11 protein-coding genes are annotated in these 18,972 nt (G+C 55.9%); 6 read left to right on the forward strand and 5 right to left on the reverse strand.

What is annotated here, in order from left to right; genetic code table 11:
* The coding region (locus tag IOB61_RS09015) for a glycoside hydrolase family 3 C-terminal domain-containing protein (protein ID WP_290815328.1) at nt 1–1,666 on the forward strand (1,666 nt) is incomplete at its 5' end.
* A gap of 59 nt (nt 1,667–1,725) precedes the next feature.
* Here IOB61_RS09015 and IOB61_RS09020 read toward each other — a convergent pair.
* A complete protein-coding gene (locus IOB61_RS09020; protein WP_290815331.1) occupies nt 1,726–3,231 on the reverse strand; it encodes a tryptophan halogenase family protein in 1,506 nt (501 codons plus the stop codon).
* Nucleotides 3,232–3,396: 165 nt separating this feature from the next.
* Between IOB61_RS09020 and IOB61_RS09025 the strand changes: the two genes are divergently transcribed.
* Complete coding sequence (locus IOB61_RS09025; protein WP_290815334.1) at nt 3,397–6,645, forward strand: TonB-dependent receptor; 3,249 nt, start codon at nt 3,397–3,399, stop codon at nt 6,643–6,645.
* 347 nt (nt 6,646–6,992) lie between these two features.
* The gene (locus IOB61_RS09030) at nt 6,993–8,039 is read left to right on the forward strand and encodes a LacI family DNA-binding transcriptional regulator (protein WP_290815337.1); all 1,047 of its coding nucleotides are present in this window, start codon (nt 6,993–6,995) and stop codon (nt 8,037–8,039) included.
* A gap of 9 nt (nt 8,040–8,048) precedes the next feature.
* On the opposite strand, the gene IOB61_RS09035 is transcribed toward IOB61_RS09030, so the two are convergent.
* Nucleotides 8,049–9,179, reverse strand: coding sequence for a zinc-binding dehydrogenase (locus IOB61_RS09035; RefSeq protein ID WP_290815340.1), 1,131 nt, complete (start codon nt 9,177–9,179; stop codon nt 8,049–8,051).
* A 35-nt stretch (nt 9,180–9,214) separates the two neighbouring features.
* A complete protein-coding gene (locus IOB61_RS09040) occupies nt 9,215–9,343 on the reverse strand; it encodes a hypothetical protein (protein ID WP_290815343.1) in 129 nt (42 codons plus the stop codon).
* 12 nt (nt 9,344–9,355) lie between these two features.
* On the opposite strand from IOB61_RS09040, the gene IOB61_RS09045 reads away from it, so the two are divergent.
* Together IOB61_RS09045 and IOB61_RS09050 are read left to right on the forward strand one after the other, a co-directional pair.
* Nucleotides 9,356–11,470, forward strand: a complete 2,115-nt coding sequence (locus tag IOB61_RS09045) for an acylase (RefSeq protein WP_290815346.1) — start codon at nt 9,356–9,358, stop codon at nt 11,468–11,470.
* Between the two features lie 25 nt (nt 11,471–11,495).
* Complete coding sequence (locus IOB61_RS09050) at nt 11,496–12,434, forward strand: nitronate monooxygenase family protein (protein WP_290815350.1); 939 nt, start codon at nt 11,496–11,498, stop codon at nt 12,432–12,434.
* Here the strand turns inward: IOB61_RS09050 and IOB61_RS09055 are convergent, their stop codons facing one another.
* Together IOB61_RS09055 and IOB61_RS09060 are read right to left on the reverse strand one after the other, a co-directional pair.
* A complete protein-coding gene (locus IOB61_RS09055; RefSeq protein WP_290815353.1) occupies nt 12,435–13,655 on the reverse strand; it encodes a pilus assembly protein TadG-related protein in 1,221 nt (406 codons plus the stop codon). It lies immediately after the preceding gene.
* A gap of 147 nt (nt 13,656–13,802) precedes the next feature.
* A complete protein-coding gene (locus IOB61_RS09060) occupies nt 13,803–14,954 on the reverse strand; it encodes a hybrid sensor histidine kinase/response regulator (RefSeq protein WP_290815356.1) in 1,152 nt (383 codons plus the stop codon).
* Nucleotides 14,955–15,215: 261 nt separating this feature from the next.
* Between IOB61_RS09060 and IOB61_RS09065 the strand changes: the two genes are divergently transcribed.
* Complete coding sequence (locus IOB61_RS09065) at nt 15,216–18,911, forward strand: EAL domain-containing protein (protein WP_290815359.1); 3,696 nt, start codon at nt 15,216–15,218, stop codon at nt 18,909–18,911.
* The last annotated feature ends 61 nt before the right edge of the window (nt 18,912–18,972 follow it).

The following is an 18,972-nucleotide window of genomic DNA, read 5'->3' on the forward strand; positions in this document are numbered from 1 at the left end:
AAAATCCGGCGCGCAGACGGTGATGGCTTCCTTCAGCAGCATCAATGGCCAGAAGATGCATGGCAGCAAATCCTATCTGACCGAATTATTGAAGGTCGAAATGGGTTTTGACGGGCTGGTCGTAGGTGACTGGAACGGCCATGGGCGTATCCCGGGCTGTACCAATAAGGACTGCCCAGACTCGATCAATGCCGGCCTTGATATCTTCATGGTGCCTGAGGACTGGAAGGCGCTTTTGACCAATACGAAGGCCGCAGTTGAGAGTGGCAAAATCTCGCAAACGCGCTTGGATGATGCCGTTCGCCGGATCTTGCGTGTCAAAATGCGCTATGGCCTGTTTGATCTGCCGGCACCTTCGGCCCGCAAACTGGGCGGTAAGTTTGAGGTGTTGGGCGCGCCAGAGCATCGGGCTGTTGCCCGCAAAGCCGTGCAAGAATCGCTTGTGTTGTTAAAGAATGACGGCGTTTTGCCGATCAATCCCAGCAAGACCATTCTGGTAGCAGGCGAGGGGGCAGACAATATCGCCAAGCAATCCGGTGGCTGGACCATCTCCTGGCAGGGTGGTGGCGATTTGACCAATGCCGACTTCCCTGGTGCTGAATCCATCTTTGCCGGCATTGCCAAACAGGCCGAGGCTGCTGGCGGTAAAGCTATTCTCTCGGTCGATGGCAGCTATAGCCAAAAACCCGACGTCGCCATCGTGGTATTTGGGGAAAGGCCTTATGCCGAATTCATGGGCGATATCAAAAACCTAACCTATGGCGATGCCAAGCCTTTGGCTTTGCTGAAGAAGTTCCAAGCCGAACAAATCCCGGTTGTGGCCGTCTTCCTGACTGGCCGTCCTTTGTGGGTGAATAAGGAACTCAATGCTGCGGATGCTTTTGTGGCAGCTTGGCTGCCCGGCAGCGAAGGCGGTGGGGTTGCCGATGTTTTGTTAAAGACCAAGGACGGCAAAGTCCAAAACGACTTTAAGGGTAAATTGTCCTTCTCTTGGCCGAACGCCTGTGACGCCTATGCCCTTAATCTGGGTGACGCCAATTATAAGCCTTTGTTCTCCTATGGCTTTGGCTTGACCTATGGTGCCCCAGCCGCTTGGACACAGCTGGATGAAGGCTGTGCCCTGAGCCAGCCCAATGCAGAAAATGACGTCGCGATCTTTGCCAGGGGTCAAAGCATCGCCCCCTTCACGATGGTGGCCGCCGATGGCAAGGGCCAACGCCTGACTTTGGCTGGCGCGAAAGGCAAAAGCGCTGACGGCGCCGTCGAAGTGGTCGCCATGGACCGCAATGCGCAGGAAGATGCCCGCACCATTCGCTGGAAAGCAGGCGGCTCATTCGGCTTTGAAGCCTCTGCGGGGCTGAACCCTGCCGCCTTGGCCAAAGGTCGCGCGATCCAGATCGACTATCAAGTCGGCACGCGCCCAAATGGTCCTGTGACTTTGTCGATGGGTTGCGGACCCAATTGCCGCGATGAGATCGATATCACCGCGTCCTTGGCACATGCCGAACAAAAAGGCTGGATGCGTGCAATTCTGCCACTCTCCTGCTTCAAAAAGGCCAGCCCCGCCAGCATGCCCGTCTCGATCCAATCGAGCGGCAGCTTTGAAATGTCGATCTCCGCGGTCACGCTGGTTGATGATGGCGGCGAGACGGCCTGCCGGTTTTGAATGAGGGCTTTGGCACTCCCCTCTCCCAAGGAGAGAGGGGAGTGCGTGCGCATAGTCCCCTACATCGGGGCCGGGCAATAGCGTTGCAGATAGTCCTTATGGCTGGGCATATGTTGGACGACGAATTGGATGGATTGCTCGATCCCGCGTAATTCATCGCTGGTCTTGGGGCTCAAGAGCGCGTCGGCCATCGCATTATGGCCCTGCATGGTGATGCCTTGGCCCATCATCACCGCCGCCCAGCTGGTTTCGGTAAAAAGCTCGTCATCCTCGCGGAAAATCTGACCATTAAGGCGGAAGAGGTCGGTCTTTTCGGTCAGGCTATCGGGCACAACCATGTTGCGGCAATAATTCCAGAACGGGCTGTCGTCGCGGGTGGTGGCATTATAATGCAAGATCAAGAAGTCGCGGATACGGGCATATTCCTTGCCGGTCAGGCGGTTAAACGCATCCTCTTGCGCTTGGGTGATGCCATCAAGCGAAAGAAGGGCGATCAGCTTATTGATGCCGGTATTGATCAAATGGATGGAGGTTGATTCCAAGGGCTCCATAAAGCCCGCGGCAAGGCCCAAGGCCACGACATTTTTGTTCCAAAACTTCTTCCGCCGACCAGTGACAAAGCGCAGGAAATTGGGCTCTGCCTGGGGTTTGCCTGCGATATTATTGACCAAAATGTCGAGCGCCTCATCATCACTCATAAAGTCGCTGCAATAGACATGGCCATTGCCATTGCGGTGCTGGAGAGGCACTTGCCATTGCCAGCCCGCGCGATGGGCGGTGGCGCGTGTATAGGGTGGGGGCGGACTGCCATCGTCGCGCTTACAGGGCAGGGCCACAGCGCGGTTGCAGGGCAGGAAGTTTGACCAATCCTCATAGCCCGTCTTCAGCGCCTGCTCGATCAACAGGCCGCGGAAGCCTGAGCAATCGACGAATAAATCGCCATCAATGACAACGCCATTATCCATGGTGACGGAGGTGACAAAGCCCGTTTCGCCATCCAACGCGACATCATTGACCTTGCCTTCAATCCGGATCGCGCCGCGCTTTTCGGCATAGGCACGCAAATATTTGGCATAGCGGCCTGCGTCGAGGTGATAGGCGTAATTGATCGGGGGCAGATCGTCGCGCTGATAATCTTCGGTACGGGCAAAGCGGCCATGATGGGCCGCCATGGTCTCAATATTGAAGATCTGGATCGGCCTTTTATCGCCTGCCTCTTTAAACTTGTGCCAAATATGGTGGAAGGACACGCCGTCGACTTGATAGCCATAATTGCCAAACGGATGGATGTAGCTATCGCCAATCTTTCCCCAATTGACGAATTGAATGCCGAGCTTGAAGCTGCCTTGGACGGCAGACAACATCTCGCGCTCGTCAATTTCCAGCAAGCGGTTGAAATCAAGGAAGGGTGGGATGGTGGCTTCGCCGACGCCGACCGTGCCGATTTGTTCTGATTCGATCACAAGGACATTGACAGGCCTGCCCGCACGCAAGCGCGACAAAGCAGCCGCTGCCATCCAGCCCGCCGTGCCACCACCTACGATTACGATTGTCTCAATTGCCATGTCTCGTCACCCCCTGAGTCATCTTAACTGTATTTTCTTGCCATCTAGCACGGATGACGCAAATGTGAACGTTCATTTTTTCTTGTGAACGCTCTCAATTTCGGTTACGCCTCACGCAAGATGATTAGCTTCCTTCAAAAAAGAAGGGAGTCAGGGGAGGAAAATTTGGCCTATCAACTCAACGCAGGCACAGCCACGTCTCGGTCTCGGCGGTTTACCGCTTTGACTACCGCATCCAGTCTCGCCCTTCTGGCGCTGGTTTCGCAGCCTGCTTTCGCACAGACGGCAGCAGCGCCCGCCACGCCAGCCGAGACCACACCCCCTGCAACCCAAGAAGCTGAGGCACCAGCCGAAGTTATCGTGGTCACCGGCTTCCGCCGTTCGCTGCAAAATGCGCAATCGATTAAGCGCAACCTCGATACCTTTGTCGATGTGGTGACCGCCGAAGATATTGGCGCTTTGCCAGATCGTTCGGTGGCAGAAGCGCTGCAGCGTATTCCCGGCATCAATATTTCGCGCTTTGAACAGCGCAACGACCCAGACCGTTTTTCGGTCGAAGGGTCGGGCGTCATCATTCGCGGTCTGCCTTATGTGCGCTCTGAGTTGAATGGCCGCGACATTTTCTCGGCAAATGGTGGCCGCGAGCTTTCCTTTAATGACGTTTCGCCAGAACTGTTGGGCCGGGTCGAAGTCTTCAAAAACGCCACCGCCGACATGATTGATGGCGGCATCTCCGGCACCGTCAATCTGGTTACCCGCAAACCGCTTGATAAAAAGGGCCCACGCTTTGCGGGCACGATTGAGAGCAATTATGGCGATATGGCCGAAAAGTGGTCGCCTGGCTTCTCTTTCTTGGCGTCCAACACCTATGAGACCGACGTCGGTACCTTTGGCGTGCAATTGGCTTATGCCCAATCGCAATTGGTGACCAAGACCGATGCCTCGCAAATCACCGACCCGTGCTATCGCGATGCGTCGCTGACTTCGGCCTGTATCCGCGTGCGTGCTGTCGGTTCTGGCGGTTTCAGCGGCGGCCAAGCCTTTAATGCGTCCAACTTCCCACCTGCAAACGCTGTCTTTGTGCCAAAGGGCGCAGGCGTGCGCACAACCGATCTGACGCGGGACCGTGATGCGATCTCGATCGTTGGGCAATGGGAAAGCAATGACAAGCGCTGGTTGGCCACGCTGGAATATCTGAAGGCAACCACCGAAGCGACACTAGAAGAATTTTCGGCCTTGGCTCTGGTCAATGACGATGCCTTGTTCCCCGTTGTGGCACCGGGCACCACTGCGACCTTTGCCGGCAACCAGTTTGCGAAAGGTACTTTGACCCAGCTTCAGCCCTTTACCGGCGGGCGTGGTATCCCAACTGAACTTTTGCGCTTCCAGCGCGAAGATGCTGCCTCGACCGAAGATGTGTCCTTCACTTTGAAGTTCAATCCGACTGACCGCATGCGCTTTAACTTCGAGCTTCAACATATTGGCTCAGACCGCACCGAGAATGGCTTCATCTCGGCGATGCAGACCTATAGCGATGTCTATATCGACAATACGGGCGACACGCCCTTGGTGCAGTTCCTGCAACCTGGATCACCCAACTCGCCCGCCAGCTATTTCACAGACCCGTCCAAGACCTTCTATTGGTTCTTGTTGGACAACCAAGTCTATAATGAAGGCGAGATGACGAGCGTTCGTCTCGATGGCGAATATGATTTGAAGGAAGATGGCTTCTTCAAAGGCGTCCGCTTTGGCGCGCGTTGGAGTGATCGTTCGCGCATCACCCGCAATGCCAACTTCTCCAATTGGGGCAATTTGGGTGCACCTTGGACCGGTCGTGGTGGCAATTGGAATTGCGGCGACTTCCAAGCCTTTGGCTGCGGTGGTGCGTATGCCAAGGACTTCCCAGGCTCGTCGGCCATTCGCAATCCGTTTGGCGACAACTTCCAGCGCGGCAATGTGCCCGTGCCTTTGGGCGATGGTTCTGCCTTCTTCTTTGGGGGCGACAATACGGTACGCGACTATCTGAGCGGGGAAATCCGCAAACAGGCCAGCGCGATCACCGCTTACACTTTGACCCCAAATGCGTGGTTCCCAATCTCTGCACGGTCTAACAATGTGCTTGGCGGTCCTTGGACGCCCGGTGAAATTTCAGACGTGGAAGAATTGACTTCTGCTGCCTTCCTCCGCGTGGATTTTGGCAAGGAATATTCCAGCAATCTTAAGATCAACGGCAATTTTGGCCTGCGCTATGTGCAGACCACGGTGCAAAGCGGCGGTTCGATCCAGCTGCCGACCGGCGAATTCTTTGATGCGGTGAACATCGTCAATGGCGTCAATGTCGGCGGTAATGGCGATGGCATTGTGAGCGTTGCAGAGCTGCAAAGAGCCTGTAATGCGGTTCAGGCGGGCCAAGTTGCACCGGGCTATTGCGGCCTATCGGCGACACGTTTGGCGGCCTTTGGGTCCTTCTTTACCGGTGAAAAGCTGGATGACAGCGCCGACATCAAGTTTGACCATGTCTTGCCAAGCTTCAATGCCAAAGCCGACTTTGGCAATGGCATGTTGGTCCGGATGGCGATTTCGAAAGGGATTTCGCGGCCTGACTTGAACGCCTTTGCCACGGGCGGGGGTATTTCCGACAATACGGCCAACCTGAAAGCCGGTGGCACCTTGGAAACTGGGCCGCTCTTCCAAATCGGGACGGGTAACCGTTTGTTGCGCCCCATCGAGTCTTGGAATTACGACCTGTCCTATGAATGGTATTTTGCCAAAGTGGGCTATGTCTCGGTTTCAGCCTTCATGAAGGACATCCAAGGTATTGTGAATGGCGGGGCTTCGGTTCGCCGCTTCACCAGTCCCAAAGGGGTTAATGGCGACATCCTCGTCAATGGTCCGGTCAATAGCGATGGGGGTATCCTGAAAGGGGTCGAGCTGTCCTATCAACAGACCTATGACTTCCTGCCGGGCTTGTTGAGCGGCTTGGGTGCGCAATTCACTTACACCTATGTGGATGCAGGCGACTTTAGCAACTCAAACCTCGGGGCCGAACAGAGCCCGTTTGCGGGTTCTACGCCTTTGGCCGGTGTTTCCGAACATACGATCAATGCGGTCGGCTTCTATGAAAAGGGCCCGATTGCGATGCGTTTGGCCTATAATTGGCGGTCGGAATTCCTGCAAACCCCGCGCGATGTCATCTTCCCCTTCTCGCCCATTTACGGCGAGGAGACAGGCCAGCTTGACGGCTCGATCTTTTATACCTGGAGCCCCCGCGTTAAGTTTGGCATCCAGGGTGTGAACCTGCTCGACGAAGTCACCCAGACCAGTCAGGTGATCGACTTTAAGGGCACACGTGTGACGCGTTCGGCCTTCCGCAACGACCGCCGCTTCACCGTGATGGCACGGGTAGAGTTCTAATCTATCCACCTGAAGCGAGCCTTGAGCTATCTCTCAAGGCTCGCTTTTTTCATCCAGTTTCAAGCCTTGGCCCAGTTTAAACATGCAATCGATTGACTTTGTATTGGGACCAAAGCAACGACGATCTAAGCTAATCGAGAGTAATCAAATTGCTGTGTAAGTTTGTTATATCCTTTGATTGTTCATGGTTAAGCCTTTAAGCTTTTTTTCGGAATTTGTGGCGGGATATCAAGGTCATGACTGTTCCACCGAAAGTAGTTTTTATGCGCCTTGAGTCTAACTCACCACCTTTGGAAGCCGCACAGTTTGCCCGCACATGTTGGTGTCAGGGGTTGAAGGGGTAGGTTATGGGCCGTCGCAATCAATCGGTCACCATCTCCCATGTTGCCGCTGATGCGGGTGTCTCGTTGCAGACAGTTAGCCGTGTCATCAATAATGAGCCCAATGTGCGCCCAGAAATGAAGGCGCGGGTGCAAGCTTCGATTGAGAAGCTGCATTATGTGCCCTCAATTGCCGCTCAGCGCATGAGTGGTTCGCGCTCTTACCTCATTCTGGTCATCAATGACCGCGAGCGGACGATTGCCGAATGGCGGGCGCGGCGTGGGGCAGACTGGGTTGACCAAATGCTGCTGGGGGGCATGTTGACCTGCGCAGAGCATGGCTATCGCATGATTTTTGAGCTTGTCGACACCCATAATGACCATGTGGAGCGCGAACTGAGCGGTACGATCGCGGCACTTCAGCCCGATGGCATCATTCTCACGCCGCCGCACTCTGAAAACCCCCTAATCACCAATTTGCTGGAGCGGCGCGCTATTCCCTTTGCCCGCATCGGCTCTTTGACGCCAGGCAGTGGCTTTGCCATTCATATGGGCGATGCGGCCTCGGCAGCGCAAGCTACCCAGCATTTGATTGATCTTGGCCATAAGCGGATCGGCTTTATTGCCGGTGCCCCGGACTATAATTTGTCGCATTGGCGCGTCGATGGCTGGCGGCAAGCAATGGCGCAAGCGGGCCTCTCAGATGTTGGCCTATGTGTGCCGGGAGACTTTAGCTATGAGAGTGGGCGGGCAGCCGCCGCGGCATTGTTGGACCTAAATCCTGCGCCAACCGCCATTATCGCCAGCAATGACCAAATGGCCTTAGCGACTTTGGATATTGCCAATGAGCGCAATCTTTCCATCCCGCACGACTTATCGGTGATTAGCTTTGACAATACCCCCGTCGTGCGCTTCACCACGCCGCAATTGACGGCCGTGGATCAACCCATTGCGGCGACCTTCTCTAAGGCGGTAGAGCTTCTGATCCATCAAGCAACCTCGCAAAGCGATGAACCCTATTTGGTGACGGGCTCGCTGGTTGTCCGCGCGAGCACCGCCCCACCTAAGGCCTAGGATTTAAGCCTAAAGGCTCGGATTGATCAGGTATTTTTCGCCCGTTGCCTTGCGGGCATAGGCGCGGACATGGTCTGGATGCAACGCCTCGGCCAAGGACAGGGTCGAGGTATAATGGCTGGCAAAAGTTGTCGTCAGCTCACGCGCCACACGTTGGCGCAAACCGAGGGCCGCTTCGAGGCCAATCTTCTGCAAGAAGGGCGTCAAGAGGAAGCCGCTCACACTCCAAGATAGACCAAAACCGCGATCTAATTCGGTGGGGCGCAGGTCGAGGCCGCCATAAATATAGACTTGCTTGAAGGTGGACGAGCCATAGCGGCTATATTCCTTGGCATTGCGATTGGCTGCGGCCTCCATCGCATGCAGAATTGAATTGGCGAGGCGCCCACCGCCGATTGCGTCAAAGGCGAGGGTGGCTTTGGTCTCGGTCACCGCATCGGTCAGATCGGCTTGGAAGGTGTCAGACGTTGAATCCACCACATATTTCGCGCCAATATCTTTCAGAATTTTCGCCTGTTCAGCGCTGCGGACAATATTGACCAAGGGCACGCCGTCGGCGAGGCAAATCTTGTTCAGCATCTGCCCAAGGTTAGACGCTGCAGCGGTATGGACGAGGGCGACATGGCCTTCGCGTTTCATTGTCTCGACCATAGCAAGGGCTGTCAGCGGGTTTACAAACATCGAGGCCCCATCAGCCGCGGTTGCGCCATCAGGAAGCGGCGAGCAATCGCGCGCGAGGATCTTCCGGTAGGTGGCATACATGGAGCCGCCGAACATGCCGACTTTTTTGCCAAGTAACCCGGTCGCATTCGCCCCAGCGCGCACCACCGTGCCTGCGCCTTCATTGCCGACAGCCATAGACGCATCCAAGCGCGGCTTCATCATGCCCATGCGGGCAGGGGGAATGGTTGCGGTCAGGATCGGCCGGTCGGCCGTGCCACTGGCCTCTAGGGTCGCCATGTCCGCCGGCCCAAGCAAAAGCCCCAAGTCAGACGGATTGATGGGCGAAGCCTCAACTTGAACAATCACTTCATCGGGGCCGGGTTCATCCATCGTAACCGGCTCAAGATTGAGGACTAATTTGCCCTCCGACGTCACAGTGGACCGCAATTCAAGGCCGTGGAGTTGGGTGTCGCTCATGGTGTTTTCTCCGCAAATTATGATTTTGACCTTAGCTAAACCACACGGGCGGACTTGTCGCGAAAAATCGCAGGCGGGCATCGGACCATCGCCTCGCCCCCATAGACTTTGCCCGCAATTGCGTTACCAAGATGGGCCAAGGGCGCGGCTTCATAAGCGCTCACGGGGGCAACATCATGCAAAGACGCGGCAAGATTGGCCTGTGGGCTGGTCTATTAGTCCTTATCCTAGTCGGCGGGGCCTATGCGGCCGGTGTACGGCTGGCCCTTTTCCCGGAGAGCATCAATCCTGCGCCCTATTTGGAAAAGGCCAAGGCCTATAATGCTTTGATTGAGCGCGATAAATTTGGTGTGCCTCATATTTCTGGGCCGCGCGACGTCGATGTCGCCTTTGGCATGGGCTATGCCCATTCAGAAGATGATTTTGCTACCATTTCCGAAGCGGTGCTGACCACGCGCGGCACGATGAGCGAGACCAAGGGCAAGGATGCGGCCATTGGCGATTATTTGGTGCAATTGCTGAAAGTCTGGGACAATGTGCATGCAGGCTATGAGCGCGAGATTAATCCAGAGACCCGCGCGATCATGCAGGCCTATGCCGATGGGATTAATCTCTATGCCGCGCAAAACCCTGCCAGAGTGCCCGCAGGGCTTCTGCCGCTATCTGGCAAGGATGTCGCGGCAGGCACCGTCTTTCGTGGGCCGTTCTTTTACGGGCTGGATAAGGTTTTCAAATCGATCTTAGAGCCTGCGACAGGGCCGGATAAAGCCCCGCCAAAGGGGTCTAATGGTATTGCGATTGCGCCCAAGCGCTCCACCGATGGCGCAACCCGCCTTCTGGTCAATTCCCACCAGCCTTATGACGGTATGGTGGCGTGGTATGAGGCCGTCCTTGAAAGCGGGGAAGGCTGGCATATTGCGGGTGGCTTCTTCCCGGGTTCCCCCTTCATGCTGCACGGCCATAATGCCAATCTGGGTTGGGCCAGCACGGTCAATAAGCCTGATCTGGCTGACGTCTATCGCCTGACCACTGACCCCAAAAAGCCCGGCCACTATCTGTTAGACGGTAAATGGGTGGCCTTTGAAAAGAAGGTCGCCAGATTCCGGGTCAAGGTCTGGGGGCCGATCCTGTGGACGGTAAAGCGCGATCTTTTGTGGTCTGTGCATGGCCCGGCACTTGAAACCGATCATGGCGTCTTTGCCGTCAGTTATGCGGGGCAGAATGAGCTGCGCCAGCCCAATCAATATATGGCAATCAATAAGGCCAGAAACCTCACAGAATGGCGGGCGGCTATGGCGATGCAGACCCTGCCCAGTATCAATTTCATCTATGCCGATAAGGCCGGCAATATCGGCTATTTGTCGAATGGCCAATTCCCCATCCGCAAGGATGGTGTGGATTGGCAGGGAATTTTGCCGGGCGACCGCAGCGATTTGTTGTGGCAGGGCAGGGTGGCCTTCGACAAGCTGCCCCAGCTGTGGAACCCGCAATCGGGTTTGGTGTTCAATTCCAATAATACCCCACTGGTTGCAACCGATGGCCCAGACAACATCCGCCCCGAAAATTTAGGCGCGCATTTGGGCTTGCAGACCAATATGACCAATCGCGCCTATCGTGTTTTAGAAACCTATGCCCGTGACAAGTCCATCTCGGCGGAAGAGTTTGAGGCCTATAAATATGATTTGGCCTTTAGCGATAAAAGCATTTTGGCTGGCCTGATCCGCGAGGTTTTGACCTATGATGCCACGGGCAATCCCGATTTGGCGGAAGCGCAGAAAATTCTGAAAGCCTGGGATAGGCGAACCGATCGGAATAATCGCGGCGCGGCTTTAGCGGTGCTGATGGGCCAGCCGATTGGGCGTGCAGCGGAAAATGGTGAGCCACTGCCACCCCTGCGGCCAGCTCTCGATGCCGCCATCACCCAACTCAAAACCCATTTCGGGCGGTTGGACCCCAGCTGGGGCGAGGTCAATCGCTATCGGCGCGGCAAGCTGGACTTGCCGATTGACGGGGGCCCCGACGTCTATCGCGCGGTCTATGGGGAAACCCAAAAGGACGGGACATTGACGGCCAATGGTGGCGATACGTTCATCATGTTCGTCAGTTGGGACAAGGAAGGTAATCTATCCTCGCGCAGCATCCACCAATATGGCTCGGCGACTTTGGATAAGGCCTCGCCCCATTTTGCCGATCAGGGCGAACTCTTTGTTGAAATGAAGACCAAGCCGGTCTTGTTCAATCGGGGTGACTTGGCTGGCCAAACTACGCGCAGCTATCGGCCCGGCCGTTAAACCCTCTCTTGAGAAGGAAATCCAGATGAACCGCTTTTTGGCCCATACCGGCGCAAAATACCCCATCATCCAAGCCCCCATGGGCTGGATCGCCCGTTCGCAATTGGCCTCGGCTGTTTGTGAGGCAGGTGGTCTGGGGATTATCGAAACATCTTCGGGTGAAACAGAAAACTGCCAAGCCGAAATCTTGAAAATGAAGGACCTGACCAAAGCACCTTTTGGCGTCAATCTTCCGATCATGTTCTTGAAAAATGACGCGATTTTGCAGTTCATTTGTGAATCGGGGGTGAAATTTGTCACCACTTCAGCTGGCAGCCCCGCCAAATTCATCGCGCCCCTGAAGGCAGCCGGCATTGTCGTCTATCACGCGGTCCCCACAGTCGATGCGGCGCTGAAATGCGTGGAAGCTGGCATTGATGGTCTGGTGGTCGAAGGGGCTGAAGGTGGCGGGTTTAAGAACCCTGAGGAAGTCTCCACCCTGGTGCTGTTGCAGGCGATCCGGCGTGTCACCGATGTGCCTTTGGTGGCGGCAGGGGGCATTTGTGACGGCAAGGGCATGGCTGCGGCTTTCGCGTTGGGGGCTGAAGCTATCCAAATGGGCACGCGCTTTGTCAGCTGTGCCGAGAGCCCCGTGCACCACAATTATAAGCAAGCCATACTCGATGCCAAAGAGACGGGGACCTATGTCCTCAATAAGAAGGCAAGCCCCTGTATTCGCGCACTTAAAACCCAGAGGACGGCTGCCATCTACGAGGCAGGCGTGATGCCGCCTGATACGTTCAAAGGCATACTCGACCTTTATTTTGGCGGCGATATGGAGGCCGCTGTCGGCCTCGCAGGCCAAACCTCAGGCCTGATTGATGAGATCAAGACGGCTCGTGAGATCATTCATGAAACAGTGGCAGAGTTTCACGCCATTTCCAGCCGGATGGGGGCCATGGCTGGCGCTTCAAACTTTGGCTGATTATTGCGCCAGCCGCGGCGTGCTTGCCGATGGGCCAACCCCTTGCGGGACGGGCACGCCCGAGCCGACATAATTCTTATTGATCACCAAGACAGGGTTTTTGTCCAAGGTCAAAGACTTGGCGACGATCACGCTCCAAGCTGAGTCTTGGGCCACATTGCCAGCTGCCGAGATGTAAAGCTCGCTACCGGGGATATAGATGGTTCCGAGCAATTCACGAACCTTGTTCGATGAAATCGTGAAGCGTTTGGTATTGGTGCGACCTGTTGCAATCAGAAACCCTGCTAAAGGACCTGTCTTGCGCGCTGTGAGGTTAACAGTGGAATTTTGACCAAACGAGAAGGCGCGGTTGGTGTCAAAGATCAAGACAACATCATCGCCTTTCAGCGTGGCATTGCCATTGAACTCCATCTCGCCTTTGAAATAATGCTCGCCGGGCTCCAAGATCATTTTGGCATTGCCATTGATCGAGATTTGTTCGCAATGCACACCAGGTGGCAGGCTAACGGTTTCGTTGCCGCTATACTGGATGCTCTCTGCGCTCGTTAAGCAGCCGGAGGGGGGATTAAGGTCAAGTGTCTGAAACGGATCCTCAATCGGAAGAGCTCCAACACTTGCCGCGGGCGTAATCATGCCTGTCGCAGACTTAACTGCTTGGACAACACCGGCTTCAATGCGTGCCAAATTGACAACTGAGATTCCGGAATTGGATTGAACCAAACAGCCCGGTGCCCGAATGATGGCCCGATCCTTTACATTCGCCCCAATCGCAGCGGTCTGATCGATTTGCAGCACGCAGAGTGGCGTTTTACTCAAGGATTCCGCCGTAGAGGTGGCCACGAGCGGTGCATTGCTTGTTACCAAGCCCGAAAACATCGATTGAAACTGCGCCCGGCCAGTCACGCGGACGGTGCCAGCTTGGCGATCAATCTCGACGGTGAAACTGGGTTGGGTGGTGTCGGTCATGCCGCTGATGGCATTGGCGGCGAGGGCAATGGCCGTGCTGCGAATACCATCATCGCCACGGGTAGAAACGCTGAGTTCACCGGCACCCGCCAAAGCCCCTGCATCGACGGCAGCTTGCAAGTTTGCTTTGCTTTTGGCGATCCCAGCCATTTCGACGCCGCACAGCACAGCATAACTCAATGGCACCAGTGCCAAAGCACCGACCAGTGAAATGTTTCCCCGCCGTGATTTTTTGTCGCGTAGTCGGTCAAACATTTTGCATGCCTACTGCTGTTAGTTTGCTTGTAGGCCTGCAAGTTAAACATGACATTAAACTGGACGCACAGATGCGGCCAGTATTCGTAAGTATTCAAAAACCATGATTGGGTTCGGTGAGGGTGAATTCTAATCAGGCCCGAATAGTCAGTCTAATTCGAGCGGGAATTCCATCTCAATACCAAAGCCGACATCTTCACCACTGACAAGATGTATTTCACCGCCAACAGCCTTCAAGCTGCCAACAGCAGTGGCTAAGCCCAGCCCCAGGCCATCCTCTGTGCGGTGTAGGGCAGAATGACCTTGCTTGAAGGCCTGTATCGCCAGCGCGAAGCTGGTTTGGTCCATGCCTTGGCCTGCATCACAGACGCGGATCGCCACACGGCCCGTGGCGGTTCTTTGTCCGATAACATGGATCGGCGCTTGGCCGTGGGCAAAGGCGTTTTCGATAAGATTGCGCAAAGCCGTCAACAGCAAGTCGTAATCGCCGGTGATTTCGCAATTCCCCGTCCGGTCGGCTAGTTTAAGGTCCGTAGACTTGCCGCCCGCCCGCAAAGCTTCGCGCGCCGCAGCCTTAATCAAATCTGCTACGGAAAACACCTTCTTGGTGACTTCAATATCGCCAGACAGAATGCGAGCCGATTCCATCAATTGATCATGCATGCGCTTAAACTTCTCAGCCGCCATCAAGATTTGACGGGCATGGCCTTGAATGGCGGCATTATCACTATGGCTCTCGATCAGACGGCCAAAGCCCAAGATCACATTGAAGGGCGTGTTAAATTCATGCCGCATCAAGCGCAAAATATTGGTTTTCAGGCCATCAGCTTGTTCTGCCAAGCGGCGGCCTTGACGTTGTTTGGCATCGGCACGGCTGTTGCGCAGCACATAGGATAATTGGTGGCTTACCAAGCGCCAGTTGAGCGGCTTAATCGCAAACGAGGTTGCCCCCGTGCCATAGGCGCGGTCGATCGCTTCCATATCTTCGCGGCCAGTAATGACCACAATAGGCAGATCTTCAAGGCTGGGTTCAGCGCGGACGGCGGCAATCAGCTCAAAGCCATCCATGATGGGCATTTCCAGATCGACCAGCGCAATGTCGATCCCGCCTTTCTTCAGGCGCTCGAGGGCCGCGCGGCCATCCTCGGCCACTTCAACTTCCATGGTTGGGCTAGATAGATAGACGCCCGCAAATTCGCGCAAGATAGGGTCGTCATCCACCACAAGAATGCGCGCATAATCTGTCGCGACAAATTGAGGTGCCACTTTAGTTTCGGGCGCTTTGCCAAAGTCAGTCATAGGGCGCGACCCTGGCATAGAGGCACGCGAACGCTGTCACCAACGGCCCATTAAGATGGCTGAGAACGGCGTTTTGCACGTTTATTAAACTCCTGTTGCGCACGGGTTATAGCTTAAATCAGTTAACCGCCCGTCAAACTAAGTCCTCGCACTGCAGCCCCGTCATCAGCTTTATCAGTGGCCAAAAACTGTTGGCTTAACCCGCACTTAATGTGTCCGCGCTACTTAATCAGTCTCATGCCACTACCCGGGTTTGATCAGGTGAAATCTCAGAAAAAGCCTCCAAAACAGAAAGTCCTAAAGGCTAAAAAGCCAAGCTCCATCCGCTCACGTTTGGCGGCACTGGTCTTGGGCTCGGTGATTTTCTCGGTTGTCCCAGTCACCATGATTTTTGCCTATCAAGACATGACCCGCCATGCAGAGGTGCGTTGGTCGGAAATGCGAACGGCAGCGCAAGTCTTGGCCAGTAGTGCGGCTGAGGCTGTTCAAGCCCAAGATCGGCAACGGGCCTTTATCGCTATTCGCGCCATTTCTCGCAGTCCGGGGATTGTGTATGCGCGCGTAGAATTGGCCAATGGCGTGTCGCTGGCTGAAAATGGCTCTGGCACGCGTTTGCGCAACGATGTGCGGCTCGATAGTGAAAGTGCTGATCCTAATCTTGTGGCGCTGATCACCACCAAATCGGTGGAAGTCGTCTCGCCCATCGAATTGGGCGGACAGGTCTTGGGGCGCGTCGTCGTCGTCCATATGGCCAACGACTTTTTAACCCCGCTGCTGCGCTCCATCGGCAGTGTGTTGGGCATCGCCTTTCTCGCATTGCTCTTGTCGTTAGAGATTTCCCGGCGGATCCAACGCGCCCTGACCGAACCACTGACTGACCTGACCAAATCTGTGGCCGCCATTGGCGAGAAGGGCGACTTCTCGCAACGGGTGGAAGCCACCACGACCGACGAAGTCGGCACGCTTGTGACCGGCTTTAACGCCATGTTGGAAGCCATTGGCGAGCGGGACCGCCGCATTGACGCGCACATGCGGGGTCTGGAAGCTGAAGTTGCCGCCCGCACCAGCGACTATTTGGTGGCCCGCGATGCGGCCGAACGGGCGAATGCTGCCAAGTCAGACTTTTTGGCGACCATGAGCCACGAAATCCGCACGCCCATGAATGGCGTGATGGTGATGGCAGAGCTTTTGGCTGCAGAATCCTTGCCGGCCAAAGCCAAGCGCCATGCCGATACGATTGTGAAGTCTGGCCGCAGTCTTCTGGCCGTCATCAACGACATTCTCGACTTCTCCAAGATTGAGGCGGGCAAGCTTGAAGTTGAGATTTGCGAAATCAACGTCCTCGATTTGGTCGATGATGTCTTGGCTTTGTTCCACACCAAGGCGCGTGAAAAGGGCTTGGAATTGGTGGCTTCCGCCCACCCCCAAGCGCCCAAACTGGTTCCCGCAGATTCTGTCCGCTTGGGCCAAGTCATCTCCAACCTTGTGTCTAACGCGTTGAAGTTTACCGAGACCGGCCATGTGTTGGTTCGGCTGGAGCCCGACCCCGACAGCCAATTCTGGCGCTTGATCGTGCAAGATACCGGTATTGGTATTGCCGAAGATAAGATTGCCGGCATTTTTTCGGCCTTCTCGCAAGAAGACCAAACCACGACCCGCCGCTTTGGTGGTACGGGTCTGGGCCTATCGATCTCCAAGCGGCTGGTTGAAGCGATGGGCGGCCAGATTGGCGCGACCAGTAAGCAGGGCCATGGCACCAGCTTTCACGTGCGCTTGCCCGCTTTGACCGGCGAGGCCCGCGTTCTGGCGGCCCCACCCCATTTGGAAGAAGCCGAAGTCCCCTCCTGCGTGAAGGTGTTTGTCGAAGGCCAAGTCGAAGCTTGGGCGATTAGCCGTCGCTTTGCCGCAGCCGGGGCTGTGTTGGGTCAAACAGAGGCACTGCAGCCCGATCTTCTTATTGCCGACAAAGCCCACCGCACCGAATTGCCGCCCGGCTTTAACCCCAAGAAGCTGGTGCTGATTGCCGATCCAGATGATGCGGCTGCCGATTCCATGGTGCGGGCAGGCCAAGCCGTCGCCGCGCTGCAGCGGCCTGTGCGTCATGCCGACTTGGATCATTTGATCAATGCCCTACGCAATGGCACGAGCTTCGCGATCAGCCAGGGTGGGCTGATGAACCAAGCCATTACCGTCGCTTATCCCGACGCCCGCGTGCTGGTGGTCGATGATGGGGAAGTGAACCGCGAAGTGGCGGTGGAGGCCTTGTCGCGCTTTGAAATCAAGGCCGACACCGCGGTCGATGGCCAAGATGCGCTGAACATGCTGGCGACCAAGGATTATGACTTGGTGCTGATGGACGGCTCGATGCCCGTTCTGGATGGTTTTGAAGCCACGCGCGCGATCCGGAAACGAGAGGCCCAAGAAGGGCGCAAGCGCCTGCCAGTGGTTGCTTTGACAGCCCATGTGGTTGGAACCGCCGCCAATGCTTGGGCTGAATCCGGTATGGACGGGGTGTTGCACAAGCCCTTTACCTTGGTGGCGCTGGGCGAAATCCTGCAAGCCAATCTGCCGGCCCATCTCGCGACCAAAGCGCTGGAGATGATGGATGCGCGTTCAGATGATGTAGCGATGCCTATGGCCGAGCAGGCCGACGATAGCGGTGAAGACGGTTTGTTTGATGATGCCGTCATTCTGCCTTTCCTACGCGATCTGAAAACGCACCGACGCGATTTCGTTGTGCGTGTGGTCGGCCTGTATCGCAATCACGCCCCCAGCACCTTAATCGAGTTGCAAGAAGCGTTGGATGCTGGCGATCGCGAGCGTCTGGCAAAAGCGGCCCATTCACTCAAATCTATGAGCCTCAATATTGGTGCGAAAGCGATAGCCAAGCTTGCCGGTGGCATTGAGGCGGCTGTTCGCATTCACAATACGCCCGTCTCCCCGTCTGAGATTGAGCGCGCCATCGCGCTTCTTCACATGACGCTCGACCGCCTGGCTCAGCTGATGGAAACCGATCTGTCAGAACCTGAGACCCCGGTCCTTAAGCCCGAAGTAAAGCCTTCGGTGGTTGAAGTCTTGAATACGGCGATTTTGTCGCCGGAAGAAAAAGCCTTGCGCGATGAGCTTGAAGCCGATCTTGAGACCGGTGCGCTCAGCATGGTATATCAGCCGCTCTATGACCGCATGGGCAACCAAGTGGTGTCGGCCGAAGCCTTGCTACGCTGGGATCGCGGCGGCCGCGCGCGTGTCGGCCCAGACGTCTTCATTCCGATTGCAGAAAAGTCTGGCTTCATCGCCCATATCGGCCATTTCGTTCGCCAAGCAGTGTTCAATGACACCGCCGACTGGGGCAATCTGCCGATTGCGCTGAACGTATCGCCGTTGGAATTGATTGACGAGAATTTCGTCGGCGATCTGAAAGAACTCTTTGCTGAGACAGGCTACAATCCGGCCCGCGTGGTTCTGGAAGTGACCGAAACGGCTTTCTTGGGCGATCCAGACCGGGTGCGGCAATTATTTGCGCAACTCAAAGCCATGGGCTGTAAACTAGCGCTCGACGACTTCGGTGTGGGCTATTCCAGCTTGACCTCGCTGCACCGCTTCCCGTTCGACAAGATCAAGATCGACCGCGAATTCGTCACCAGTCTCGATCTCGACCCCAAAACCTCGCGTGAGGCTTTGGCTATCATCCAAGCCGTTTCCAGTATTGGCCGGGCCTTGGGGCGCGAAGTGGTGGCAGAAGGGGTTGAGACGGCAACCCAGCATGCGGTCTTAAAAGCGGCAGGCGTGCATACTCTGCAAGGCTATTTGTTCGGCAAGCCCATGGTGGCAAGCGAATTTGCCCGCCTGTTGACGCCAGCGCCTTCAAGCGCCAGTCCAACCTTGGTTGGCAGTGCCGCTGCAGCGAGCGCAAGTCCGTCGGCCTTGCCTTCCAGCCCCACCGCCCTTGCCTCTTAAGTGAACCTGCGAGTATCGCAGAGCGAGGGCTGGCAGGGTCTGCCAAAATCATGACATAGTC

This window comes from Aquidulcibacter sp. (genome assembly GCF_020253525.1).
GTDB lineage: Bacteria > Pseudomonadota > Alphaproteobacteria > Caulobacterales > Aquidulcibacteraceae > Aquidulcibacter.

Excerpts from the sequence above, each read along its gene's own strand:
- IOB61_RS09045 (WP_290815346.1), top strand. The coding sequence starts at position 9,356 with ATGCAAAGACGCGGCAAGATTGGCCTGTGGGCTGGTCTATTAGTCCTT.
- IOB61_RS09055 (WP_290815353.1), bottom strand. The coding sequence starts at position 13,655 with ATGTTTGACCGACTACGCGACAAAAAATCACGGCGGGGAAACATTTCA.
- IOB61_RS09030 (WP_290815337.1), top strand. The coding sequence starts at position 6,993 with ATGGGCCGTCGCAATCAATCGGTCACCATCTCCCATGTTGCCGCTGAT.
- IOB61_RS09035 (WP_290815340.1), bottom strand. The coding sequence starts at position 9,179 with ATGAGCGACACCCAACTCCACGGCCTTGAATTGCGGTCCACTGTGACG.
- IOB61_RS09020 (WP_290815331.1), bottom strand. The coding sequence starts at position 3,231 with ATGGCAATTGAGACAATCGTAATCGTAGGTGGTGGCACGGCGGGCTGG.
- IOB61_RS09050 (WP_290815350.1), top strand. The coding sequence starts at position 11,496 with ATGAACCGCTTTTTGGCCCATACCGGCGCAAAATACCCCATCATCCAA.
- IOB61_RS09060 (WP_290815356.1), bottom strand. The coding sequence starts at position 14,954 with ATGACTGACTTTGGCAAAGCGCCCGAAACTAAAGTGGCACCTCAATTT.